23 protein-coding genes are annotated in these 22,880 nt (G+C 63.2%); 14 read left to right on the forward strand and 9 right to left on the reverse strand.

Translation table 11 applies throughout. The features are described from left to right. Positions 1–436: 436 nt before the first annotated feature. Entirely contained in the window at positions 437–1,321 is an 885-nt protein-coding gene (sigJ, locus tag B0G38_RS05405) for an RNA polymerase sigma factor SigJ (protein WP_264668484.1), read from the reverse strand. Positions 1,322–1,404: 83 nt separating this feature from the next. Here sigJ and B0G38_RS05410 point away from each other — a divergent pair, with 83 nt between their 5' ends. The 5 genes from B0G38_RS05410 (at position 1,405) to B0G38_RS05430 (ending at position 6,151) form a co-directional block, all read left to right on the forward strand. Further along, positions 1,405–2,796 carry an MFS transporter gene (locus B0G38_RS05410; protein ID WP_264668485.1) on the forward strand — a complete coding sequence of 464 codons (1,392 nt, stop codon included), beginning with the start codon at positions 1,405–1,407 and terminating at the stop codon, positions 2,794–2,796. A gap of 258 nt (positions 2,797–3,054) precedes the next feature. Further along, positions 3,055–3,501, forward strand: coding sequence for a hypothetical protein (locus B0G38_RS05415; protein WP_264668486.1), 447 nt, complete (start codon positions 3,055–3,057; stop codon positions 3,499–3,501). Next, positions 3,494–4,096, forward strand: coding sequence for a dihydrofolate reductase family protein (locus B0G38_RS05420; RefSeq protein WP_264668487.1), 603 nt, complete (start codon positions 3,494–3,496; stop codon positions 4,094–4,096). The genes B0G38_RS05415 and B0G38_RS05420 overlap by 8 nt, the downstream gene beginning before the upstream one ends. 205 nt (positions 4,097–4,301) lie before the next feature. Then, positions 4,302–4,865 (forward strand): dihydrofolate reductase family protein, encoded by a 564-nt coding sequence (locus tag B0G38_RS05425; protein WP_264668488.1) that lies wholly within the window; start codon positions 4,302–4,304, stop codon positions 4,863–4,865. A 104-nt stretch (positions 4,866–4,969) separates the two neighbouring features. Continuing rightward, on the forward strand, positions 4,970–6,151 hold the full coding sequence (locus B0G38_RS05430) for an epoxide hydrolase family protein (protein ID WP_264668489.1): 1,182 nt from the start codon (positions 4,970–4,972) through the stop codon (positions 6,149–6,151). Positions 6,152–6,188: 37 nt separating this feature from the next. On the opposite strand, the gene B0G38_RS05435 is transcribed toward B0G38_RS05430, so the two are convergent. Both B0G38_RS05435 and B0G38_RS05440 read right to left on the reverse strand, forming a co-directional pair. After that, positions 6,189–6,575, reverse strand: coding sequence for an iron chaperone (locus B0G38_RS05435; RefSeq protein ID WP_264668490.1), 387 nt, complete (start codon positions 6,573–6,575; stop codon positions 6,189–6,191). Positions 6,576–6,578: 3 nt separating this feature from the next. After that, complete coding sequence (locus B0G38_RS05440; protein ID WP_264668491.1) at positions 6,579–7,016, reverse strand: VOC family protein; 438 nt, start codon at positions 7,014–7,016, stop codon at positions 6,579–6,581. A gap of 107 nt (positions 7,017–7,123) precedes the next feature. On the opposite strand from B0G38_RS05440, the gene B0G38_RS05445 reads away from it, so the two are divergent. From B0G38_RS05445 to B0G38_RS05455, 3 genes are all read left to right on the forward strand, one after another. Then, a complete protein-coding gene (locus B0G38_RS05445) occupies positions 7,124–8,746 on the forward strand; it encodes a LuxR family transcriptional regulator (RefSeq protein ID WP_264668492.1) in 1,623 nt (540 codons plus the stop codon). Positions 8,747–8,905: 159 nt separating this feature from the next. Then, entirely contained in the window at positions 8,906–9,289 is a 384-nt protein-coding gene (locus B0G38_RS05450; RefSeq protein WP_264668493.1) for a hypothetical protein, read from the forward strand. A 17-nt stretch (positions 9,290–9,306) separates the two neighbouring features. Further along, entirely contained in the window at positions 9,307–10,416 is a 1,110-nt protein-coding gene (locus B0G38_RS05455) for a class I SAM-dependent methyltransferase (RefSeq protein WP_264668494.1), read from the forward strand. Here the strand turns inward: B0G38_RS05455 and B0G38_RS05460 are convergent. Then, entirely contained in the window at positions 10,413–11,009 is a 597-nt protein-coding gene (locus B0G38_RS05460) for a uridine kinase family protein (RefSeq protein ID WP_264668495.1), read from the reverse strand. The two genes, B0G38_RS05455 and B0G38_RS05460, sit on opposite strands and share 4 nt — an antisense overlap. A 174-nt stretch (positions 11,010–11,183) precedes the next feature. Here B0G38_RS05460 and B0G38_RS05465 point away from each other — a divergent pair, with 174 nt between their 5' ends. The 3 genes from B0G38_RS05465 (at position 11,184) to B0G38_RS05475 (ending at position 12,821) form a co-directional block, all read left to right on the forward strand. Continuing rightward, a complete protein-coding gene (locus B0G38_RS05465; protein WP_264668496.1) occupies positions 11,184–11,468 on the forward strand; it encodes a DUF427 domain-containing protein in 285 nt (94 codons plus the stop codon). A gap of 31 nt (positions 11,469–11,499) precedes the next feature. Continuing rightward, positions 11,500–12,276, forward strand: a complete 777-nt coding sequence (locus B0G38_RS05470) for a lipoate--protein ligase family protein (protein ID WP_264668563.1) — start codon at positions 11,500–11,502, stop codon at positions 12,274–12,276. 83 nt (positions 12,277–12,359) lie between these two features. After that, complete coding sequence (locus B0G38_RS05475; protein WP_264668497.1) at positions 12,360–12,821, forward strand: DUF4262 domain-containing protein; 462 nt, start codon at positions 12,360–12,362, stop codon at positions 12,819–12,821. Between the two features lie 73 nt (positions 12,822–12,894). Here B0G38_RS05475 and B0G38_RS05480 read toward each other — a convergent pair whose 3' ends face one another. The 3 genes from B0G38_RS05480 to B0G38_RS05490 form a co-directional block, all read right to left on the reverse strand. After that, positions 12,895–13,524, reverse strand: a complete 630-nt coding sequence (locus tag B0G38_RS05480) for an MBL fold metallo-hydrolase (protein WP_264668498.1) — start codon at positions 13,522–13,524, stop codon at positions 12,895–12,897. Then, positions 13,521–14,609, reverse strand: coding sequence for an S-(hydroxymethyl)mycothiol dehydrogenase (locus tag B0G38_RS05485; protein WP_264668499.1), 1,089 nt, complete (start codon positions 14,607–14,609; stop codon positions 13,521–13,523). Before B0G38_RS05485 ends, B0G38_RS05480 begins: the two co-directional genes overlap by 4 nt. Before the next feature lie 244 nt (positions 14,610–14,853). Continuing rightward, the gene (locus B0G38_RS05490) at positions 14,854–15,111 is read right to left on the reverse strand and encodes a mycoredoxin (protein WP_074703397.1); all 258 of its coding nucleotides are present in this window, start codon (positions 15,109–15,111) and stop codon (positions 14,854–14,856) included. A 94-nt stretch (positions 15,112–15,205) separates the two neighbouring features. On the opposite strand from B0G38_RS05490, the gene B0G38_RS05495 reads away from it, so the two are divergent. Further along, positions 15,206–15,961 (forward strand): SOS response-associated peptidase, encoded by a 756-nt coding sequence (locus B0G38_RS05495; RefSeq protein WP_264668500.1) that lies wholly within the window; start codon positions 15,206–15,208, stop codon positions 15,959–15,961. Here B0G38_RS05495 and B0G38_RS05500 read toward each other — a convergent pair. After that, positions 15,958–16,401 (reverse strand): VOC family protein, encoded by a 444-nt coding sequence (locus B0G38_RS05500; protein WP_264668501.1) that lies wholly within the window; start codon positions 16,399–16,401, stop codon positions 15,958–15,960. The genes B0G38_RS05495 and B0G38_RS05500 overlap by 4 nt on opposite strands. A gap of 118 nt (positions 16,402–16,519) precedes the next feature. Then, positions 16,520–18,547, reverse strand: coding sequence for an FG-GAP-like repeat-containing protein (locus B0G38_RS05505; RefSeq protein ID WP_264668502.1), 2,028 nt, complete (start codon positions 18,545–18,547; stop codon positions 16,520–16,522). 422 nt (positions 18,548–18,969) lie between these two features. On the opposite strand from B0G38_RS05505, the gene B0G38_RS05510 reads away from it, so the two are divergent. Both B0G38_RS05510 and B0G38_RS05515 read left to right on the forward strand, forming a co-directional pair. Next, positions 18,970–19,284 (forward strand): DUF6504 family protein, encoded by a 315-nt coding sequence (locus B0G38_RS05510; protein ID WP_264668503.1) that lies wholly within the window; start codon positions 18,970–18,972, stop codon positions 19,282–19,284. 64 nt (positions 19,285–19,348) lie between these two features. Beyond that, a complete protein-coding gene (locus B0G38_RS05515; protein ID WP_264668504.1) occupies positions 19,349–22,834 on the forward strand; it encodes a DNA polymerase III subunit alpha in 3,486 nt (1,161 codons plus the stop codon). Positions 22,835–22,880: the final 46 nt, after the last annotated feature.

Here is a 22,880-nt window from a genome sequence, read left to right on the forward strand (position 1 = left end):
TGTGTTTTCGCTTAGTTGCACGTTCGTGTTTGCGTGGAGGACCTGTCGCGCTTGTGTGAACCGAGAGTGAGCGGGCCTGCCAACACCTTCAAGATATACCCCCATGGGGTATGCGTCAATGATGCTGGTGGAATTGACGGAATCGGTTATTTGACCCTCGTAGCAGCCGCCACAGCTATTGGCTTCTCGAAAGCAAAAGCATCAGCGGTCGGGGATGCAGATGCCGCACTGTTCCGGTGCTTGATAAGTAGATCCAGATGCGGATCCGCTTTCGCGACGCTCACGTCAGCGTGCGGGTCCGGGGGAATCGGAAACGCGCGCTGGTTGGCGGAATGCCGCAAGTTCAGTTTGTCGGCCGAGGAGTTCAACGACAGCTAATCTGGGCAACTTTGAAAGGCCAGCCCTTTCCGCGAGTGGCCGTCAACGTCGCGTGGGTTCAATGTCCGGACCGGATAATACCGGCGGTGAGACGCAGCACCCGTTCGGGATCGCGGATACCGTAAAGAGCCACGATCCGGCCAGCAACTACGGTGAAGGCCATGAGCGATATCGGCCGCTCGTCCCGGAATGCAACAACACCGGGCAGACCGTTGACCATCACCGGTTGGAGGTCGGCGCCTCGCGCTGCGTGCGACTGCCGGGCAATGGTTTCTGCACCGCGGTAGGCCTTGGACGGGCGGTCCGGGCCGTTATCGGCGTGGAAGACGGCGTCCGGGGCGAGCATCTCAAGCAGTGCAGCGAAGTTTCCCGCGTTGACGGCCGCGTAGAACGCCTCGACCACCTCTCGCTGTCGGCCCGGATCGCGGTCAGGCATGGGAGGCCTGTGGTCTCGGACGCGGCGCCGGGCGCGGCTGGCTAGTTGCCGTGTGGCCGCGGGCGTATGCTCCACGAGCGGGGCAATCTCGTCGAAGGGCACGTCGAAGATGTCGTGCAGCACAAACGCTAACCGCTCGGCGGGGTTGAGCGAATCCAGCACCACCAGCAGGGCCAGGCTGACCGAGTCGGCCCGCACAGCCTGCTGTTCGGGGTCGTCCTCTACGGTCGTGACGATCGGATCAGGCAGCTGGGTAACCGGGTCGAGGAGGTCTTCCCGGCGCCGCCGGCCGGCGCGCAGCAGGTGCAGGCACTCGCGGCCGATGACCGTGGTTAGCCAGCCGCTGAGGTTGTCGATGGTGTCGGTGTCGGTTTGGTTGAACCGGAGCCACGCGTTCTGGATCGCGTCTTCGGCGTCGGTAAGTGATCCAAGCATTCGGTAGGCCACTGCGCGCAGCAGCGGGCGATGTTCCTCGAACTGCTGCGCGAGCCTTTCATCGTCCTGCATCTGTCACATCATCCTCTCGGCCGGGCTCATATCTATGATCCCGGCAGTCGGGTACCTGTGACAGGCGAAGGGTGAGTGGGCGCATGATGCAAACAGCTGAAGAGCAGCATAACCAGTGGTGGCTGGTTATCGCTGCCGGACTGGCGGTTTTCATGGCATCGGTGGACATGAGTATCGTGACCGCCGCACTGCCGGTGATCGAACGTGACCTTAACATCTCCACGACTACTGCCGAATGGATCATGTTGGCTTACTTCCTCCCACTGGCCAGCTTGGCGCTGCCCGGCGCCCGCTGGCTGGACACGGTCGGCCATCGGCCAGCCCTGGTGTTCTCGCTCGCCGGGTTCGCAATCGCGAGCCTGGCTGCGGGTCTGGCACCCGATCTCGGCTGGTTGATCGGTGCGCGGCTCGCGCAGGGGGCGTTTGGGGCGTTGCTGTTCGCATTGATGCCGGCACTGGCGACGGCGGCGGTGCGACCAGAGGCGCGGGGCCGGGCGATGGGCCTGATCACGACGCTCGGTCCGCTTGGCCTGATTAGTGGGCCGGTGCTCGGCGGCCTGCTCGTCGATGCCCCTGGATGGCCCTGGATCTTCTTCGTCAACCTTCCCGTGAGTCTTGTGGTGCTGTTGGTGGGGCTCCGGCTGCTGGCGGCAGACCTGCCGCTTCGCAGGCCCGACCGCACCTGGTTCGCGGAGGCGGCCCTGCTGAGTGTCGCCGGCGCGGCGCTGCTGCTGGCGCTGACCCTGACGACCGGGCAACGGCCGGCGTGGCTCCTGCTCGCGGGGTTGGCGGTGCCTCTCCTCATTGGCTGGCTCCGTTTGCCCGTCAGCCGCCCTGTCCGCCGATTGCTGCGCACGCCCGGAGTCGGAGCGCCCCACCTAGCGCTGGCTGGTGCAGCCGCCGCCATCGGCGTGGTCTTTTTCATCGCACCGTTCTTCCTGCAACGAGCGCTCGGGGAGTCGGCGGCCGCGGCCGGAGCGATCCTTCTGGCGTTTCCTGCCGGCATGGCGTTGGCTGGTCCCGTCGGAGGGTTCCTCGGGGACCTGTGGGGCTGGTGGCGTACGGCTTTGCTCGGTGCCAGCCTATTCACTGTCTCTCTGCTCCTCATAGCACCGATGGATACGTCCTGGGCACTCGATGATGTGGTGTGGCGGCTCTTCCTGGCCGGCTGCGGCAACGGGCTGTTCAACGCACCCAACATGGCGATCGCGATGTCCCAAGCGCCCCCGGGCCTGCTAGCGACGGCGGGTGCCACCACCAGTCTCGCCCGTCAGGTCGGATTCGCCTTCGGCCCGGCACTGGCCATGGTTGCCTGGGGGCTGTCATCGTACCGGCTGGACGGCATGAACGCGGCCCTGCTGCTGGCGACGGCATGCAGCGCTATTTCTGTGGTTGCGCTCCTACGCCTCGGCTCAACACCCAGGTCACGTCCCGGCTCGTCGCGTTTGAAAACCCCAAGGAGCAGCCATGCCTGAGAACCCGACCGGCTTGGTCAGCATCCGCCATGTCGCCGACGACGTCACAGAGGCCGTCTGCTTCCACACGCGCTAGCTCGGCTTCACGGTCCACTACTACTTCGCCCCGGGCTTCGCCGATGTGGTCCGCGGCAGGCTACGACTTGAGGGGATGCAACAGTGGGCCGGCGGGTAACGGGGAAGGGTTCCTTCGAGGCAGCTCTCTAACGATTTGATTTCTCTATACAGCGGTGCAGAGCCGACGTACCGTGAATAAGCATGAGCCAATTGTCACGGCCGGAACAGCGGGCCCGGGCCGTGGGCGGTCCTGTAGCTGGAGGATCCCTGGCACGCCGCGGCGCGACACTGCTGGTCGGAGCCGGGCTGGCAGCGTCCGGACCGACCGCTGTCGCGGGCGCGGGTGACTGGGCGGAACTGACGGGAACCGAGCGTCGCATCGGCGCGGTGCACGCACTGGGCACCGACGTCGCTGTCTTCCTTCTTCTCGGCTCCCTGATCGCGCGGCTGCGCGGCCGCCATGCCCTCGCCACGGGGCTTGGCCTCGCGGGAAACACGATCGTGGCGGGGGCAGGATTCCTGGACGGGCACCTGGCGCTCAACCGCGGAACCGCACGCCGGTGCGAAACAGGGGGTCTTTTGGATCCTGGCCGCGGATGTGAACGAAAGGACGCCATGAGAAGAGTGAGGAGATCGCGATATGGGTGAGCTGCACGTCAATATGAACATCACGATGGATGGCGTGATCCAGGCTAACGGTGGTCCCACCGTCCAGGACGGGGATTTCGAGTACGCCGGATGGGAGCGCCCGTATTGGGATTCGGAGTCCGGGGAACAGGTGGACGCAGATGTTCAGGAAGCCGATGCACTGCTGCTGGGCCGCACGACGTACGATATCTTCCGCAGCTACTGGCCGGGCAAGACAGACGAGATCGGCCAAGCCTTCGACCGGGTGCCCAAGTACGTTGCCTCCCGCGGCAGGCCGGAGCTGTCTTGGGACACCAGCACCCAGATTTCTGACGCCGCAACCCAAGTGCCCGGACTGCGCGAGCGCCATCGGCAGATCCATATCTGGGGCAGTGGCAATCTGCTGCAGACCCTGTTCCGCGAAGGCCTGGTCGACCGGGTGAACCTGTGGGTGTGTCCGGTCGTGCTCGGGAAGGGAAAGAAGCTGTTCCCGGAAGGCGCGGCAGCCACCCGCTTCGAGTTGATCGAGCCGCCGAAACCGTTCCCGGCAGGTGTGATGCTGATGCGCTACCGGCGCCTCGAGGGTCCTCCGGAGACGGGAAACATGGCCGAATGAGCTGCTCCGCCACCGCATTGCAGATCGTCCATGTCGCCGCACCTGCCGCGCCGGTGGTATTTACTCGGAAAACGAAGGATTCTAATGTTCGCCACGCTGAGCCCCGAGCACGAGGACTACCTGCGAGCCCAGATAGCACACCGATGAGTTTCCCGCGCCACGCCCGGTTTATACACTGGAGACCGACTGACGGAAGGCTGGCACCGTGCGGAAACTGATCTACGGCATGAACCTGACTCTGGACGGCTACATCGCTGCGGCCGGCGACGACATCGGCTGGAGCGAGCCAAGTGACGATCTGTTCCAGTGGTGGCTCGACCAGGAGCGGGCGATCGGCCTGTTGCTGTATGGACGCAAGCTGTGGGAGACGATGAGCTCTTACTGGCCGACCGGCGACCGGCAGCCCAACGCCACCCCGGCGCAGATCGAGTTCGCGAGGAACTGGCGGGACACGCCGAAGGTGGTGTTCTCCTCGACGATGGAGAAAGTCGACTGGAACACCCGCCTGGTCACCGGCGACGCGGTCGCGGAGATCACCCGGCTCAAGGCCGACGACGGCGAGCCGATGAGGGTTGGTGGCGCAACGCTCGCCGGGGCGGCCATGCGGGCCGGGCTGATCGACGAGTACACGATCATGACCCATCCGGTCCTGGTGGGCGGCGGCACGCCGTTCTTCACCGCGCTGGATAGCTGGGTGAACCTGAACTTGGTGGAGACGCGGACGTTTCCCGGCGGGGTGGTCCTGACCAGGTACGAGACGAGGCGCTGAGCGCGCCGACTTCATCCGGGACTCGTAGATCACCAGATCCCGCAATTACACTTAGGGTTGTTCGCGTCACGTCTTAGCAGGTTCCGCGACCGCCAGGAGGACTCATGTCTCGTGTCACCAGCGACGTGCAAGCATTTGAAGCCCACGCAACTGACGCAGATCTTGATGATCTGCGCAGACGATTGGCAGCGGCGCGGCTGCCGGAGGCCGAGACGGTCTATCGCGCCGCGCCCGACCCTCGCCGATGGGAGCAGGGCGTTCCTCTCGCCGATCTGGTCGATGTCGTGAACTACTGGCGCACCGGGTACAATTGGCGGTCATTCGAAGAGCGACTTAACCGCATCGGCCAGTTCCGCACGACCATTGATGGTCTGGGAATCCATTTCCTGCACCGCCGATCCGCGCGCGCAGATGCTACTCCTTTGATCCTGAGCCACGGCTGGCCAGGCAGCGTTGCGGAGTTCATCGATGTCGTAGCCGAGCTGGCAGATCCGAAAGATCCAGAGGCGCCGGCGTTCCACGTCGTCGTTCCGTCGTTGCCGGGCTTTGGGTACAGCGACAAGCCGGCCACCACCGGGTGGGGGACCGGAAAGATCGCCGCCGCGTGGGTGGAACTGATGGGACGGCTCGGCTACGGCAAGTTCGCCGCCCACGGTGGCGACTGGGGAGGTGTGATCACCGCGGTTCTCGGCGGCAGGTTCCAGGAGCATGTCCTCGGCATCCATACAACGTTGGCTCAGGCGCCGCCCGGGTTGACCACGGACGGGCTGACGGCGGCCGAGCGCAGGTGGACCGAGGAAACCCGCGATTTCTGGGATCACCGCGCGGCTTATGCGAAGCAGCAGGCGACCCGTCCCCAGACCATCGGCTACTCGCTCGTTGATTCGCCGGTCGGGCTCCTTGCCTGGATTCTTGACAAGTTCGCTGAGTGGACGGATACCGAAGACAGCCCGTTCGAATCGATTTCCATTGACAGGATTCTTGACGACGTCACCCTGTATTGGTTGACGCGGACCGGCGCGTCGGCGGCCCGCATCTACTACGAAAGTCACGGCGGTATCAACGCGCTGGATCCCGAGCTTCGGGTCGACGTCCCCTCAGCAATCAGCGTGTATCCGCGCGACATCGAGAAGTGTCCGCGCGCCTGGGCACAGGAGCGGTACCGACAGATCGTCCGATGGAACTCGCCCGAAATCGGGGGACACTTCCCGTCGCTGGAGGTTCCCGAGTATTTCGTCAAGGATCTGCAAGAGGGCCTGGCAGAGGTGCTGGCCGCTACACGGTGAACGCTGCTCAGCACCTGGTGCGGTGCTCCGAGGCGACTCAAACCCTGTCTGAAGGCAGCTGCTGTAGCCGCCACGCGATTATCTCGCGGATGAGCTCGGTGGGGAGCGGGGCATCATGGCGCAGCTGGATAGCGTGCTCGGTGGTTCCATATGCGGCCAGCTCTGTCGAGAAATGCGCGATCGCGTCTGGAGTCGGATAGAACCCGATGTGGCGCTTTGTGCCCGTGAAGAAGAACAACGGCTCGGTGCCGAGTTTGAAGGTCGGCATACGCCAACTGATCGATTCCACCGCTTCATCCGGCACGGCCGACCGGATCAGCTCGTATATGGTCAGCAGCCGATCCCGTACATCACCGTCGTACCCGTCGATGTACTCGATGATCGAACTCGCTGTCATGGTGGTCTCCCTCTTCGCCGGCGTCATGTGTCAGCCTTCCTTCAGTTCCTCGGCGAGCATCACGAGGATTCCACTGGGGCCGCGGAGGTACGTGAGTTTGTAGACGTCCTTATAGGTCGCCACACCGCGTAGCGGATGGCATCCGTGCTTTGCCGCTATTTCGAGGGCCTCATCGATGTCGTCAACCGAGAACGCTACACGGTGCATACCGATGTCGTTGGGACGAGTCGGGTTCGACTCGATTGCTTCAGGATGGATGTATTCGAAGAGCTCGAGTCGACCATGACCGTCCGGCGTCTGTAACATCGCGACCTTGGCGTGGTTTCCATCAAGTCCAACGGCAGTATCGGTCCACTCGCCGCTGACCGTGTCACGGCCGATGAGTGTAAGACCGAGATCGGTGAAAAAGGCGATTGCTGCTTCGATGTCGCGAACAGCGATACCCACATTCTCAAATTTGATGGCCATGCGTGAAAGCTACCAAGTCAGAGCGATTAGCTCCAGTGGCGGATCCAGCGCTTGAAACGGCTCGACCGGCGGGAGTTGACGGGACTACCGTTGAGGTGGAGGCACGGATGGACGAGTTCGAGGAGTTACTGTCCACGGCGCGGACGGCGTACGCCCGCGGGGACTGGTACGCCGCTCACCGGAATTTCACGCAGGCCAGGACATTCTCGGAACTGCAGACCGAGGATTTGAGCCTGCTGGGCAGCTCTGCCTGGTGGGTAGGACAGGTAAGGGAATCGTTGGAGATTTCCGAAGAGGTCTACCACCGGTTTAACGACGACGGCGATGACTTGGGTGCCGCCAAGAAGGCCTTGAACCTCGCGCTACTGTGGTTCATCCGGGGCGATCTGGTCATAGCCTCCGGGTGGGTCAACCGGGCCAGGAGAATCCTGTCGCAACTGCCCGAGGGCGTGGAGCACGGCTACCTTGTCTACTTGGATGCGACGGTGGCGTTGGACTTCGGGAACCTCCAGCCGGCGCGGGATGCGGCGGCGACGCTCCAGGACATGGGGCGCCGCCTACGGGCGCCAGCCCTGACATCGTTCGGCCTGGTACTCGCAGGACTGGCCGACGTGCGCAGTGGCAGTACAGCCGCAGGCTTCGCCCAGCTGGACGAAGCAATGTTGCCGGTGCTGGCAGGTCAGCTGCCGCCGGAATGGGCCGGAGATATTTACTGCACCGTGATCCACGCCTGCCATGCGCTGGCTGACTTGTCCCGGATGCGTGCCTGGACCCAGGCGACTGAGCAGTGGTGCGAGCAATTCCACGGCGAGGCGATTTACTCCGGCATCTGCCGGATCCATCGGCTTCAGCTGCAGAGCGCGGAAGGCGGGTGGGGCGCTGCTGAAGAGGCTATCGAACGGACCGGGTCGGAACTTGTGGGCCGGAACAACTGGGTAGCGGGGGAGGCCTACTACCAGCTGGGCGAGATCCGTCGCCTGCGCGGTGACCTAAGCGGTGCCCGTGAAGCCTACGCGCGGGCACAAGAGCTGGGCTGTGAGCCGCAGCCCGGCGAGTCCCTGCTGCAGCACGCTGCCGGAAAACAGGACGCCGCGTGGGCCGGCCTCTGTGCTGCATTGGCGGGTCGTGACCGGCTGGCCTGCGCCAGGCTGCTGGAATCCGCCGTCGAAATCGCCCTCACTCTCGGCCTCCAGGAGGAAGCAGAGCGGTTATGCGGGCAACTGGAAGAAACTGCGGCCGTGTTCGCTACGGCCGGTTTCCGCGCATGGGCCGGCCAGGCCAGAGCTGCTGTCCTGATCGCGCAGTCGCGGCACGAAGAGGCTCTGCCGGTGCTGCAGAGTGCCGCTCGTGAGTACCGCGGACTGCACGCGCGGTACGAAACGGCCAGAGTCTACGAACTGCTGGGGCGGGCCCACCGCGGGCTGGGAGAAACCGGCACTGCTGCCGCGGACACCGCTACAGCGTTGGCCATCTACCGGGAACTTGGCGCGCTGCCGGATGTCCAGCGGCTTGATGGCCGGCGCTTGCCCGGCGGGTTAACGGAACGGGAGGCCGATGTGCTTTCTTTTATCGCCGCCGGGGCCAGCAACAAGGATGCCGCGGATGCTTTGTTCATCAGCCAGAAGACGGTCAGCCGCCATCTAGCCAATATCTTCGCCAAGATCGGCGTGTCCACGCGGACGGCTGCTGCGGCATGGGCACATGAACATGGGTTGCCTTCGCGCCGGTAAGCACACCGGTAAGCAACGGCGCGAACCAACAACGCTGTCTGCATGACCTGCACCAGTGCACCCGGGAACAAGATGGGTAATTCGCCCGACGCGCAGATCACGTCCGCTTCGTAGCGTTGATAGTGAACTATTCGAACGGACGTCAAAGGAGAATCGGTCATGGAAATCGACCTGATGGTTCTGGCCGGCGGCGTTTCCACCATCATCTTTGCCGGCAGCGTCATGCCCATGATTGTGAAAGCCGTGCAGACCAGGGATCTGGCCTCGTACAGTTTGGGGAACCTCTTGCTGAGCAACATGGGCAATCTGGTTCATTCCGTTTACATCTACAGTCTGCCGGCGGGCCCCATCTGGGCATTGCACGCCTTCTACCTGGTCACGACCGGATTCATGCTGGCGATGTACCTACGGCACGAAGCGCTGGGCAGGAAGCGCTCGCAGGGTTCGACGCCCGCACCGGCGGGCACTCTGCAGGATTCGCCCGAGTCCGGGCCCTCATCCGAATTCCAACAGTCACCTCAAGTGGGCAGCAACAGTCCGTAGTAGCAGGAGAAAGAACAATGACAATTGATCAAAGTCAAGGCACATCACTGCAGGCTTCAGCTAAGCAGGAACTTGATACCGAAGCCGTTCAGGCGTTTGTCGGACGTTTCGTGGGCATCCTCAACGATGCTGCGATCGCGGTGCTGACCAGCGTTGGTCACCAGACGGGGCTGTTCGAGACCATGGCAGGGATGCCGGCCGCCACGAGCGAGCAGATCGCCGATGCGGCAGGCCTCAACGAACGCTACGTACGCGAATGGCTGGGCGGCATGACGACGGCGCGCGTTGTCGCCTACGACCCGGCGGCCAAAACATACCGGCTGCCGCGGGAACATGCTGCCGTGCTGACCAGCGCGGCGGGTCCGGACAATATGGCCATCCTGATGCAGCACATCTCGATGATGGGCGAGGTGGAACAGAAGATTATCGAGCGGTTCCGGGCCGGCGGAGGGCTATCGTACGAGGACTACCCGCAGTTTCATCAAAACATGGCAGAGACCAGTGCCGCGGTGAACGATGCGGCTCTGTTGGATGTGATCCTGCCGCTGGTTCCTGGACTGCCGGAAAGGTTGCGGGCCGGTCTTGACCTTGCCGATGTCGGCTGCGGCGCCGGACATGCGGTCAACCTGATGGCACAGGCTTTCCCCGCCAGCCGCTTCACCGGTTACGACTTTTCAGAGGAAGCCATCCAGAGCGCGCGGAGCGAGGCCGCACAGCTTGGGCTGGCCAACGCGGCCTTTGAGGTGCTCGATGTCGCCAAGCTCGACGTCGAGGCGGGCTTCGACGTCGTGACAGCATTCGATGCCATCCACGACCAGGCCCATCCCGGCACGGTGCTCCGCAATATCCGCCGCGCCCTGCGCCCGGACGGGGTCTTCCTCATGGTGGACATCAAGGCATCCAGCAAGGTGGAGGAGAACATGGACATGCCGTGGGCCAGCTACCTCTATGCCATCTCGACGTTCCACTGCATGAGCGTATCCTTGGGGCTCGACGGCGACGGGCTGGGTACCGCCTGGGGACAGCAGCTTGCGCTGTCCATGCTCGACGAGGCGGGCTTTGGCAGCGTTGAAGCCAAGGACGTCGAATCGGATCCGTTCAACACCTACTTCCTTGCCCGGACTTAGAGCCCGGCCAGCAGCCGCTTCACCTGCCGCTTGGGCACGGGCCGGAAGCCGGCGTCAAGATAGCGTTGCCGGACGCGCCGTTCGGCCCGGAAGAGCGCCCAGCCGCGCTTGAGCAGGAAAGGAACGGGTTTGCGGTGCTCCCGCAGGTCGCGCACGAGGCGGCGCACCGCCGTCGTAATCGGGGAAACCTGGATGAAGATGGGCTGCACAGAGACACCGAGGCCCAGCAACGGGGCCAGCACGGCGTCGGCGAAGATCCCTTCGGCAATGACCGGGCCCTCGGCCAGCCGGAGGGAGCGGTGGCCGGTGTAGCTGGAGGTGGCAATGGAGTACTTGGGCACCTGCGTACAGCCGGTCTGCAGCAGTTCCAGCATCGCGCGGGCGGCGGCACCGCTGTTCCAGGTGCCCGGATGGTCCCAGTCGATCTCCTCGTACGCCGTCTGGGGCAGCGGAGACTGCGGGGTGTGTTCGCTGATCTCCCGGTAGAAACTGTCCAGCTCCACGTGCGGGCGGCCGAAGCGAGCCGCGAGGTAGGACTTGCCGGAACCGGAGGCGCCGCCGAGCAGTACGAGCGGGATGTGGGGAGAAGGCACAGGCCCATTATTGCGTGCGTGAGCCGTACACGCCCGATACCTGCCAAATCCACGGCACGAGGGGAGTTCTTGTAGCGGCGGAATGATCCGGGGCACCGCTACTGTTGGATAGTGTGTCTGGCGCGTCGGCGCCGTAGAGCGCCGCACGCAGCCCGAAGGAAAGCAGGAGTGGACATGGTCAAGGCGACCTGGAATGGGGCCGTCATCGCCGAATCCGGCGAGACGGTCATGGTAGAGGGCAACCATTACTTTCCCCGCGGAAGCGTGAACGAGCAGTTCCTGCTTCCCAGCGACCGGACTACCGAATGCGCCTGGAAAGGAACCGCGCACTACTACAGCCTTGAGGTCGCGGGGGAGCGCAATGCCGACGCCGCCTGGTACTACCCGAATCCAACTCACGACGCCGGAAACATCCGTGGCCACGTGGCCTTCTGGAACGGAGTCACTGTTGGCGACTGAGCTGGCCGGAGAACCTCAGCTGGATCCGGCGCTGGCGCCTGCGCCTGATGCTGCCCGGCGGCTGGACTGGACGCGGCAGGAATCTTCCTTCGGTGCCAGGGAGGACCTGCTGTACGGGCTGGCCATGCTGGATGCCGTCAAGCAGGGCCGGCTGGGCCCTGCCCTGCGGCTGTACCGCCCCGTACCGACCGTTGCCTTCGGCCAGCGGGATGCGCACCTGCCCGGGTTCGACGAAGCCGCCGCGCGCTGCCGTGCCTTGGGTTTTGAGCCGCTCGTCCGTAAAGCCGGCGGACGCGCTGCCGCCTATCATCAGGGTTGCCTGGTACTGGATCATGTGGAGCCCGAACGCGATGCGATCGTCGGGGCGAAAAGCAGGTTCTCCCAGTTCGGTGAACTCCTGGCCAAGGGACTGCGGGATGCGGGCCTGATCGCGCGTGTCGGAGAGATCCCGGGGGAGTACTGCCCCGGGGAGTTCAGCATCCACGGGGAACATCCGGAGGACGCCACGGTCCAGATCAAGCTTGTGGGAACTGCGCAGCGGGTTGTTTCCGGAGCCTGGCTGTTTTCCTCCGTCGTCGTTGTTGAAAATTCCGCCCCGCTGCGCGAAGTTCTCCTCCAAAGCTACGATGCGCTCGGCCTGGACTGGGATCCGCGCACTGCCGGCGCGGCCGAGGACCTGGTGCCGGGACTGGATGTGGACAGGGTCGAGCAGGCGCTGCTCGGCGCGTTCGGCACCTATGCGAAGACGCGGGAAATACCGTTCGCCGACCTTGCGTCCGTGGCCGAGGTTCCCGGGTCCGCCCCGTAATCCACAAACGGCAAATAGCGGGTATTGCCGCAGGGCGGCAGCAGCCAGACTGGTCGCACATGACACTTTCAACAGGAGGCAAAATGTGCGACATATGCAACGGGATGACGCAGGACGAGGCTTTGGACAAGACTGTCCGCACGGTGGCCCGGTACGGCTGGCAGCTTGTCATGGTCTCAGGTACAGCGACGGAGCCGGCGTTCGGCTACACCGTCGGCCTGACCGAGCTGCAGCACCCCGAGATTCTGGTCACTGGCCGGTGCCAGGATGACACGGTAGCTATGATCAACGAACTCGTGGACATGGTCCGTGGCCATGGGCACACCCTGATGGCGGGCATGGTCCTTCCGCTGGAGTCACGCGATGTCTATCTGGCGCCGGTGGAGCGGCCGGAAGGTGTTGTCCTGACTGCCGTCTCGTTATACGGCCCGCGGGCAACTGCATTACAGGCCGTATGGGCGGACGACGACGGCTGCTTGCCTTGGGAGCAGGAGGTTCCGGACACGCTCACCCAGCCGCTGTACGGTACACCGCCCGGGCTATAACGGGCTGGGAACAGCAAACCCGGGGCACCCGCGAGTTTTCCTCGCAGGCACCCCGGGCAGCTTCCCGCAGTTGTCAGTGGCCGCGGGCGATCCACTCGTCCAGCTGCGGCGCCTCGGCTCCGATGCTGGTTGAGTCACCGTGTCCGGTGTTCACCTTCGTTTCCGCCGGCAGCGTCAGCAGTCGCGACTTGATGGATTCGATGATGGTCTCGAAGCTGGAGTAGCTCCGTCCGGTTGCGCCCGGGCCGCCGTTGAACATCGTGTCGCCGCTGAACAGTACGTTCTCCGACTCCAGATAGAAACAGACGGATCCGGGGGAGTGGCCCGGAGTGTGCAGCGCTCGCAGTTCCGCCCCGGCTACCTGGAAGGTGTCACCGTCATTGATCTCATGGTCCGGTGCGGAGTCGGGGAAGATGGCGTCCCAGAGCATGCGGTCCGCTGCATGCAGGTATACCGGTGCCTTCACCAGGTCCCGTACTTCGCCGACGGCACGGATGTGGTCGTCATGCCCGTGGGTCAGCAGGATGGCCTTGACCGTCCGGCCCTCCACGGCCTGGGCCACAGCCTCCGGGTTGTGTGCCGGATCAATGATGATGGCTTCTTCGGCATTGCCGACAATCCACACATTGTTGTCGACGTCCCAGGTGCCGCCGTCCAGCGAAAAGGTTCCGGAGGTGACGAGGTTTTCGATCTTCACGCTCATGCGATCTCGACCACCGAACGCAGTACTTTGCCCTCGTGCATCTTCTCGAAGGCTTCCTCCACCTGGTCCAGGCCGATGCGCTCCGTGACGAAGGCATCCAGATCCAGGTTGCCCTGCTTGTAGTGGCTGACCAGCATCGGGAAGTCGCGGCTGGGCAGGCAGTCGCCGTACCAGGAGGACTTCAGCGAACCGCCGCGGCCGAAGACGTCGAGCAACGGTAGCTCGATCTTCATGTCGGGAGTGGGAACGCCGACCAGCACCACGCGGCCAGCCAGATCGCGGGCGTAGAACGCCTGCTTGTAGGTCTCCGGGCGGCCAACAGCTTCAATAACGACGTCGGCGCCGTTGCCTCCGGTGAGGGCCTGGATCGCCTCGACCGGATCCTGCTCCTTCGAGTTGACGCCATGCGTGGCGCCCAGGGACTTGGCCAGTTCCACCTTGTTGTCGTCGATGTCGACGGCGATGATGGTCGTCGCGCCGGCCAGCTTGGCGCCGGCGATGGCTGCAATGCCCACGCCGCCGCAACCGATCACGGCCACGGACTCGCCGCGCTTGACCTCGCCGGTGTTGATCGCCGCGCCGATGCCGGCCATGACGCCGCAGCCCAACAGGCCTACAGCGGCGGGATCGACGTCGTCGTCCACCTTGGTGCACTGGCCCGCGGCGACCAGTGTCTTCTCGGCGAAGGCGCCGATACCCAGGGCGGGCGACAGCTCAGTGCCGTCTTCCAAGGTCATCTTCTGGGTGGCGTTGTGGGTGTTGAAGCAGTACTGCGGCTCCCCGCGCTTGCACGCCCGGCATTCGCCGCACACGGCGCGCCAGTTGAGGATGACACGGTCACCCGGCGCAATATCGGTGACATCGGGGCCGACAGCGCTGATTACACCCGTGGCCTCGTGTCCCAGCAGGAACGGGAAATCATCGTTGATGCCGCCCTGCTTGTAATGCAGGTCCGTGTGGCAGACGCCGCAGGTGAGGATGTCCACCAGCGCTTCCCCCGGACCCGGATCCGGTACCAGAATGGTCTCGATGGATACCGGGGCATTCTTTTCTTTGGCAATTACTGCCCGAACTTTATGAACCATGCCTGGGTCGTTCCTTTCCGCGGAGTCATCAGGTCGGCCGGTCGGCCGTATCACCATCATCTTAGGCAGCCATGTAGGGCCGATCACAATTACCAAAACGATTGTTATGGAAACTAGGGCCGCTGTCTACCTTCCACGCCCATGGCGGTCGGAATGCGGTCTTCGCCGCAGGCAGCCGTTAAGTAACAAACCGCGCCGGAGCGTCATCTGCGCTCCAGCGCGGTGTGCGGAAAGTTTTGCCGGATCAGGCCGCGAGGCGTTCCTGTACTTCGGCGAGCGAAGGATTGGTCGCGCTGCTGCCATCGGGAAAGAGCACGGTCGGCACAGTCTGGTTGCCTTCGTTGATCTGTTCCACCAGCTCCGCGGTGCCGGGCACGTTTTCGATGTTGATCTCCGTGTAGCCGATGCCCTTCGCATCCAGCTGTGTCTTTAACCGGCGGCAGTAGCCGCACCAGGACGTGGAGAACATGGTGATGGTGCCGGCTTCCGGGGTGTATTCCAAGGTGACTCCTTCGAAGAACTGTATTTAAAGGTGCAAACGGCAGCGGGGCCGCAAACATTCCCGCCTCCAGTGCGCACGATGGCAGACTGGGAACATGTGCGGACGATACGTCATGGCAAGGGCCGTCGGTGACCTCATGTCGGAATGCGGCGCCGAAGTTCCGGGGGACTTCGGCCTTAAGGAGTCCTACAACGTGGCGCCCACGGACGACGTGCCGATCGTCCTGGAGCGGCTGATCGACGGCGTCTTCCGCCGCCAGCTGCATATCGCCCGCTGGGGCCTGGTGCCGCGCTGGGCCAAGGAGATCTCCGTCGGCTCACGTTCCTTCAACGCCCGGATTGAATCCGCCGCGGAAAAACCGACCTTCCAGGATTCCGTCCATACCCGCCGCTGCGCGGTCCCGGTGGACGGCTACTACGAGTGGAAGAAGCTCGGCGCCAAGACCAAGCAGCCCTATTTCGTGCACCGCCGGGATAACGCGCCGATCTTCTTCGCAGGACTGTATGGCTGGTGGAAGGATCCGTCCAAGGCCCCGGACGCAGGGGACGCATGGCTGCTTTCCACGACGGTACTGACCGCACCGGCACCGCCGGCAGACAGCGGCTCGCCGGTCCTGCGGGAACTGTCCGGGCTGCATGACAGGTACCCGGTGCCGATGGACAAGGACACCATGGCGGCATGGCTGGATCCCGCCGTCAGGGATGGGATGCACCTGCTGGATATGCTCCGGAACAGGGCGTACGACGCCGCCACTGACTGGACGCTGGAACCGGTAGGTTCCGCTGTGGGCAACGTCCGCAACAACTCGCCGGAACTGATCCTCCCGCAACCTTCGCTGCTGGATGGTTAGCCTGCGGCACCCAGGTGGACGGCGCCGTCGTCGTCGACCCTGAATCCCGGGTTGTGGACGATGTCCCAGCGGTAGCCGTCAGGATCGGCGAAGCAGCCGCCGTAACCGCCCCACGGCTGGTTACGTGCCGCCGAAACAAGGGTGGCGCCGGCGGCGAGCGCCTGCGCGATGAGGTCATCCACTTCGCCGGGGCTGGTGACGTTCTGGCCCAGCGAGACCGGGATGGCCGGTCCGCCGTCGTGATGGCCGACGTCCCCGTATTCGCTGCGCATGCTCACCACGTTCCAGAGCCCCAGCATCTGGCCGTGGGCAATCTGGACGAAGAAGATTTCGCCTTCTTGTTCGAACAGCGGCTCCCAACCCAGGCCGTCGATGTAAAAGCGGCGGGAAACGGCAACGTCCCGCACTCCGAGGGTCAGGGCGGTGACGTGTGGTTCCATGCCTCAATAGTCTCCGGGCGAGAGGCGGACGGCAAGGAGCCCGGCCGGATCCGGCAACCGCTGCTGCGGTGCTCGGGACCCGGCCGGGCTCCTGTCCTTAGTTGCTCCTGTCCCTGGGTTACTGGGCGATCATGGTGAAGATGTTGAATCCATGCCCGATCTGGATACGTGAGCCCAGGCCGGTGCCGTTGCCCGGGTAGAGCCAGAGCCTGCCATCGTTGTGACGGGCGATCACGTCATGGTCGGCGCCGGTGTTGAACGCGCCGGGCCCAACCAGCGATGTCATGGAGTTCCAGCCGCTTGAGCCGATCATGCTGCGTGCGCTGAAGCCACCGGTGCCGGTGCCCTTGTACAGCCAGAGCCGGCCGTTGCTGTCCCGTGCGATCATGTCCGTCGTGGAGCCTGCGTCGAAGGTTCCGACGCCGGCGAGATCGGTCATGGCGTTCCAGCCGCTGGAACCGGCTACAGTCCTGGCCTTGAAGCGGCCGTTGCCATCGCTCGGGTAGAGCCACAGCTTGCCCGCCCTGTCGCGGGCCAGCAGGTCCGGATTAGTGTCACCGTTGAAGTCGCCCGGAGCGACGAGCTCCGACATGGAGTTCCAACCACTTGAACCGATCAGCGTGCGGCCCGAAAGCCGGCCGTTGCCCGCACCGGCGTAGAGCCAAAGCCTGCCGGAGTTGTCGCTGGCAATCAGGTCTGCCCTGGTGTCGCCATTGAAGTCACCGGGCATCAGCAGCGAAGTCATGACGTTCCAGCCGCTGTTTCCAATGTTGAGCCGCGGAGACAACGTGCCGTTACTTCTGCCGGCGTAGTACCAGAGTTTGCCGTCGCTGGTGCGGCCGATGTAGTCCGGGGTCCCGTTGCCGTCCATATCCTTCTGGACACCGGTTCCCGCTGGTCCCGCAACAGTACCGATTCCCCAGCCGTAAGCGGCTGGCGTACCGACGTTGCCGGCCGGGTCAACGGCGCGGACGTTGAAGGTGTATATGGCGTCGGCCTGGTCATCGTAGGTCTTGCCGGAAGCGCAGTTAGTCTCCCAGGCCGGACTGGACGGCAGCAGCTGGCAATCGTAGCTGCTGTTGGCCTCGTTGCTGCCGAAATTGAACGACGGCGTCCTGTCCAACGAAGGGTTGGATGGCATCGGTGCGGCAAGGGTGGCCGTTGGAGCAATGGTGTCTACCGTGATGCCGACCGGGGTCGACGTCAGGAACTCCGACGCTGCCGGATCCGTAGCGAAGTCGGGATTGGCGATCCTGGCCCGTATCTCGTGACGCCCGTCGGCGAGCGCCGCCGGCAAGGCGAGGCTGTAGCCGTTGCCGGTACTCGTTCCCGTCGCGGCAGGAGTGGCGGAAGTGCCGACAAGCAGACTGACTTCCGTACCGTCCGGGACGTCCACCGTGAAGGTAGGCGTCGCAACGTTGGTGATGTTGTCCGTGGCCGACCGCCCGCTGTCACTGGCGGCGGCCAGATCCGGAGTGCCCGGCGCCCCGTCCACGGCATCCGAGATGACGCCTTGGATGGTGAACTGGTTGACGGTCAGGGTGTTCACACCGGGCCCTCCGGCGTTAGGGCCGTCTACCCGCACGAAGTTGTTGCCGGAGGGTGCCCCGGTCACCGAGGCAGCGACTGCGGGATTACCCAGCGTACCGGCAGGTGCGTTCAGCTGGCGGAGGAAGGTCGCGGTGTTTACCTGGTAGTCGCCGAGGAAAGCAGCGCCTACACCCTCCCAGTCACATGCTCTCGTGTCGGTGGGGGCACACATGCCTTCATCGAAGGTTTGATCGATCTCGCCTGCGGCATCGGCAACTAGCCCTTCAGTGACGCCATAGGGATGCGTAACCGTGTAGCTGGCGTTAGGGACGAGGCCTTCCAACCGGAACCGCAGCCGGGCAAATCCGATCTGCTCGCCATCTACCACTGCGTCGTTCAGATGAGCACCTTCCAGGGCAGCCTCGTAAAGTCCGAGATTTCCGCCGCTGGCTTCGGCCGCGAACCAGAATGCCTCTTCGGGGAAGTTATCCGGGTAGGACGCCGGCGCCCCTGCGTTGGGCGGTGTGGACAGGCAACCGAGTTCCGCTGTGTAGCAGAACTGGAGCTTGACGGTGCCATCCGAGAACCACGTCGGGTAGCCGTTGTTGGGGTCCACCGGGCCAACTCCTGAGAGTCCCGCGTTGGCAGGTGAGATAGACAGTGGCGAAAACACAGCAGCGAGCATAGCGGCTGCGGTGATGGTTGTTGTTAGCCGTTTGACAGGAATATTTTTGGGGCGACTAGGTAACTCTGCCCTGGGTGCGAGTGACATGCTGGGCTCCTTGTGAGGTGTCCCCCTCGGACACCGCTACTTCTAGGTGTTACTGATAGCGCGGGATGCGCTGAGATAACTGTGGACTTCGGTTATTGGATAAATCTTGGGGTGCCGGACATTTTGTCGGTGGTGGTTTGTAAGCTCATCTTTGAATCGAATACGTATTCGAATACAATGATGAGGTCAACCATTTCAGCCGGTGTGTCGGCAGGAGCATGCTTTGAAATGTTTGGCCCGTATTTCAGAAGAAAGGTGACTGAAACATGGGTGTTTTCAGCGAAACAGTAGAAGTTGTTTGTTCTCCTGCCGGCCAGCCGATCAGATTGCGGTGGCAGAACCGGACCTGGCACATCGCCGCGGAACCAGTGCGTTGGTACGAACGCCGAAAATGGTGGGCCGAAGAGCTCCGTGCCGAACGCGGCAGGGGAGCGGGACTGGTGGACCATGAAATCTGGCGGGTGCAGGCAAGGTTGAACAGCCGTTCGGAGCTGCGCACACTCGATCTTTCCCATCAGGCAGATACCGGACGCTGGCGGCTGATCAGGGTCCATGAGGCCCTGCAGCGCCTGAGCGCTTAATACGTTCTTGTCTCGCTGTCCGCGGATGCGTCTGTCCCGGCTCTTTCCCGTTCATTGGATGATCATGAGCTTTACCCACTTGCATGTTTCATCGGCCTTCAGCGCCCACTATGGTGTGTCCTGGCCGGATGAACTGGTGGCAGCGGCGGCCGCCGACGGCGCGGATGCCTTGGCCTGCACCGACAGGGATGGGCTGTATGGAACGGTCAAGCATGTCAAAGCCTGTCTGGCTGCTGGGATCGATCCGATTGTGGGGGTGGACCTCGTGATCCGTGGTTCCCAAGGGCGAAGCACCGGCCGGGTGGTTGTCCTGGCCCACGGCCATAACAACGGGAGGGGCTATCACGCCTTATGCCGGTTGATCTCGGATGCGCATGAAGGTACAGCTTCCGGCCGCGGCGTCAAGGGCCGGGAGCCGGGTGTGGACATAGCGCAGATAGCACATCGCGCCGCTGGCTCACCGGAATCAGCAGAAGCAGGTTTCCCAGCGGTGCTCACAGTACTGCTGGGCCCGTATTCTGATGTTGGACAGGCATTGCGGCACCGCCGTTATTCGGAGGCCCGTCGGCTGGCGGGTCGTTGGCGCAGCATCATGCCAGCCGGTTCCCTGGTGTTGGAAGTGGTCAACCACCTCGGTCCGCCCGGAGGAAATCTCAGCACGGCCCATGCCGTAAGAATGTTAAAACTGGCCGCTGACCTGAAATTGCCGGCGGTGCTGACAAACGCGGCGAGGTACCGCCAAGTGGATGACGCAGCTACCGCAGACGTGCTGGACTCCGTCCGTGCTTTAACCGCGCTCGCAAAGCTGCCGGATCTGCAGCCCAATGGCCAAGGCTGGCTCAAAAGCTCCGCCCAGATGCAGGTCCTGGCTCATGAAATCGCGCAGGAGGCAGGTGCCGGCCGTGCCGGCGCCGGGGAACTGCTGGCGATGACGGAAACCGTTGCCGACCGCTGCCGGATGGATCCTTACCAGGACATGGGCTACAAGAACCCGGTGGTACCGGAAGCTTCGGTAATCGGGATTGGTCAGGATCCGGTGACAGAACTAATCCAACGTTGCGAAGCAGGGATCGGCGCCAGGTTCCGCGGTATTAGCGGCAAAGCCGAACATGAGCTGCGGGACCGCCTGGCCCATGAACTGGGGATTATCACCAGATTAGGTTTCGCCTCTTATTTCCTGACCGTGGCCGAGGTGTCAAAGATAATCACCGATATGGGTGTCAGGGCATCGGCCCGGGGATCAGGAGCTTCGAGCCTGGTGAACTATCTGCTCTTTATTAGCCATGTAAACCCGCTGGCCCACGGGCTGATTTTTGAACGGTTCCTCTCCCGCGACCGTTCAACCCTGCCGGATATCGACATTGACGTGGAAAGCGCCGAACGCCATAACGTCTACCGGCGGATCTTCGCACGGTTTGGGGACCGTCGGGTGACTTTGATGAGCATGCAGAACGGCTACCGTGCTCGCGGAGCCGTCCGTGATGCCGGGCTGGCTCTGGGGATGGAAGAGGAAGACATTTCCGGCATAGCCAAACAGCTTTGGCGTTTCTCGGCCCGGAAATTCCGGGAAGCGATGGAAGAGAAGCCCGAGCTTCGTGATTTCTCCGCGCAGGTGGAGCAGAACAAACAGTTGGATTTGCTGGTGGATGTGACGGAGCGGTTGGATAGGCTGCCACGGCATATTTCCATGCATCCCTGCGGCGTGATTCTGGGAGATGAAACCCTGCTGGACCGGACGCCGGTCCAGCCCAGTGGCCTCGGCCTGCCCATGAGCCAGTTCGACAAGCACGACATGGATCCGATGGGCATGCTCAAACTCGATGTGCTCGGAGTCCGGATGCAAAGTTCCATGGCCTATGCCGTGAACGAGGTTATCCGCATCCATTCGGGAAAGGCAGCAGTTACCGCTGCCGGGAACCATCCGGTTGACGCAGGCGGAAATGGTCCCGGCTATATCGCCGAGGACGGCCGGATCGATTTGGAAGCAGTTCCGCTCGATGATGAAGAAACCTTTGAACTGATCCGCAGCACCCATACCTTGGGATGTTTCCAGATCGAGTCCCCGGGCCAACGGGAACTGGTGGGCAAAATGGCCCCCCGCAATTTCAACGACCTAATCATAGATATCTCCCTCTTCCGGCCCGGCCCGATGAAATCGGACATGGTCCGCCCTTTCCTGGAACAACGCCATGGATGGGCGCCCGAAAACTACCCGCATCCGGATCTGGAAACCGTGCTGAAGGAAACGCACGGTGTCACGGTTTTTCACGAGCAGGTATTGCGGACCTTTGACGTTTTTACCGGCTGCGGTCTGGCCAGAGCAGACGAGTTCCGGCGTTTGCTGGGGGACGAGGCAGCAGAGCCAACTGTAGAGGAATATTTCCGCCGTCAAGCCATGGATCGCGGATACTCAGTGGACACCATCGACAAGATCTGGGACACGCTGAAAGCCTTCGGCAGCTTTGGGTTCTGCAAGGCCCACGGGGCTGCCTTTGCCGTGCCCACCTACCAGTCGGCCTGGTTGAAGGCGCACCATCCCGAAGCCTTCTTGGCCGGCCTCTGGGAGCATGACCCGGGAATGTACCCACGTAGATTGCTGGTGGCAGAAGCCCGCAGAATGGGAATCCCCATCCTGCCGCTGGATATCAACCGCAGTGCGGACATGTATCGGGTTGAGCGCATACCTGCTGACAAAGGTGAACCGGAAAAACTCGGAATCCGTTTGAGTCTTGCCGGTATCTACGGATTATCAGCCGCAGAGCTGAAGCGCATTGTGGCCGGCCAGCCCTATGATTCCCTGGCTGATTTGCGTGCCCGGGCCAAGGTCAGCAGGCCTACGTTGCAACGGCTGGCCAAACTGGGAGCCTTCGACGAACTTAACCAGCTGGTCGGACGCAAGGGGACAGCCACCCGCGCGGATCTTGTCCATCATCTGGATAAGCCTCCCGTCCGCCCGGTTCCGCGCCGCTACGAACCCATCGACGGCCAGCTCTCCTTCCCGCTGGGAGACTTGGAATTGAGCAACCTCAAAACCTGCCTGCCTGAACCGACGATGTTGGAAAAGGTCCGCACCGAACTGGATCTGCTGGCCGTGGATGTCAGCGCCCATCTGATGGACAGCTACGCGCCGCTGCTGAAAGAACTGAATGTCACCGCGGCCAAGGACTTGCTTTCTTTGCGCAACGGAACCGAAGTCCTGGTGGCAGGAATCCGGGTCGCCACCCAAACTCCGCCCATGCGGGGAGGCCGCCGTGTGGTGTTTATCAGCGTGGATGACGGCACCGGCTGCGTAGACTGCACTTTCTTCCATGAGGCGCAGGACAAGGCCGGGCCCCTGCTGTTCGGCACCAGGCTGCTGTTAATCCAAGGACTGACGAGGAGGACCGGACCGCGCGGGATGAGTTTGCAAGCCACCAACGCCTGGGATCTTTCCCACCCGGAGACGCTGCCCCTTGCCCATCCGGCAGAAACACCGGTGCCTGCCCGTGAGCAGCCACACCTCCAGCTCCCGGACCGTGCCATGTTGGTCGGGCTCAATATCAGCGGATAACATCAAAGAGGCTCGTGGCACCCAAAGTATGGTGGCGCGGTTCAGG

Origin of the sequence: Crystallibacter permensis, from assembly GCF_025960875.1 — a bacterium.
In the GTDB taxonomy this organism is placed as follows: domain Bacteria; phylum Actinomycetota; class Actinomycetes; order Actinomycetales; family Micrococcaceae; genus Crystallibacter; species Crystallibacter permensis.

Coding starts and splice junctions, on each gene's coding strand:
- sigJ (WP_264668484.1), bottom strand. CDS start 1,321: ATGCAGGACGATGAAAGGCTCGCGCAGCAGTTCGAGGAACATCGCCCG.
- B0G38_RS05410 (WP_264668485.1), top strand. CDS start 1,405: ATGATGCAAACAGCTGAAGAGCAGCATAACCAGTGGTGGCTGGTTATC.
- B0G38_RS05415 (WP_264668486.1), top strand. CDS start 3,055: ATGAGCCAATTGTCACGGCCGGAACAGCGGGCCCGGGCCGTGGGCGGT.
- B0G38_RS05420 (WP_264668487.1), top strand. CDS start 3,494: ATGGGTGAGCTGCACGTCAATATGAACATCACGATGGATGGCGTGATC.
- B0G38_RS05430 (WP_264668489.1), top strand. CDS start 4,970: ATGTCTCGTGTCACCAGCGACGTGCAAGCATTTGAAGCCCACGCAACT.
- B0G38_RS05435 (WP_264668490.1), bottom strand. CDS start 6,575: ATGACGCCGGCGAAGAGGGAGACCACCATGACAGCGAGTTCGATCATC.
- B0G38_RS05440 (WP_264668491.1), bottom strand. CDS start 7,016: ATGGCCATCAAATTTGAGAATGTGGGTATCGCTGTTCGCGACATCGAA.
- B0G38_RS05445 (WP_264668492.1), top strand. CDS start 7,124: ATGGACGAGTTCGAGGAGTTACTGTCCACGGCGCGGACGGCGTACGCC.
- B0G38_RS05450 (WP_264668493.1), top strand. CDS start 8,906: ATGGAAATCGACCTGATGGTTCTGGCCGGCGGCGTTTCCACCATCATC.
- B0G38_RS05455 (WP_264668494.1), top strand. CDS start 9,307: ATGACAATTGATCAAAGTCAAGGCACATCACTGCAGGCTTCAGCTAAG.
- B0G38_RS05465 (WP_264668496.1), top strand. CDS start 11,184: ATGGTCAAGGCGACCTGGAATGGGGCCGTCATCGCCGAATCCGGCGAG.
- B0G38_RS05475 (WP_264668497.1), top strand. CDS start 12,360: ATGTGCGACATATGCAACGGGATGACGCAGGACGAGGCTTTGGACAAG.
- B0G38_RS05480 (WP_264668498.1), bottom strand. CDS start 13,524: ATGAGCGTGAAGATCGAAAACCTCGTCACCTCCGGAACCTTTTCGCTG.
- B0G38_RS05485 (WP_264668499.1), bottom strand. CDS start 14,609: ATGGTTCATAAAGTTCGGGCAGTAATTGCCAAAGAAAAGAATGCCCCG.
- B0G38_RS05495 (WP_264668500.1), top strand. CDS start 15,206: ATGTGCGGACGATACGTCATGGCAAGGGCCGTCGGTGACCTCATGTCG.
- B0G38_RS05500 (WP_264668501.1), bottom strand. CDS start 16,401: ATGGAACCACACGTCACCGCCCTGACCCTCGGAGTGCGGGACGTTGCC.
- B0G38_RS05510 (WP_264668503.1), top strand. CDS start 18,970: ATGGGTGTTTTCAGCGAAACAGTAGAAGTTGTTTGTTCTCCTGCCGGC.
- B0G38_RS05515 (WP_264668504.1), top strand. CDS start 19,349: ATGAGCTTTACCCACTTGCATGTTTCATCGGCCTTCAGCGCCCACTAT.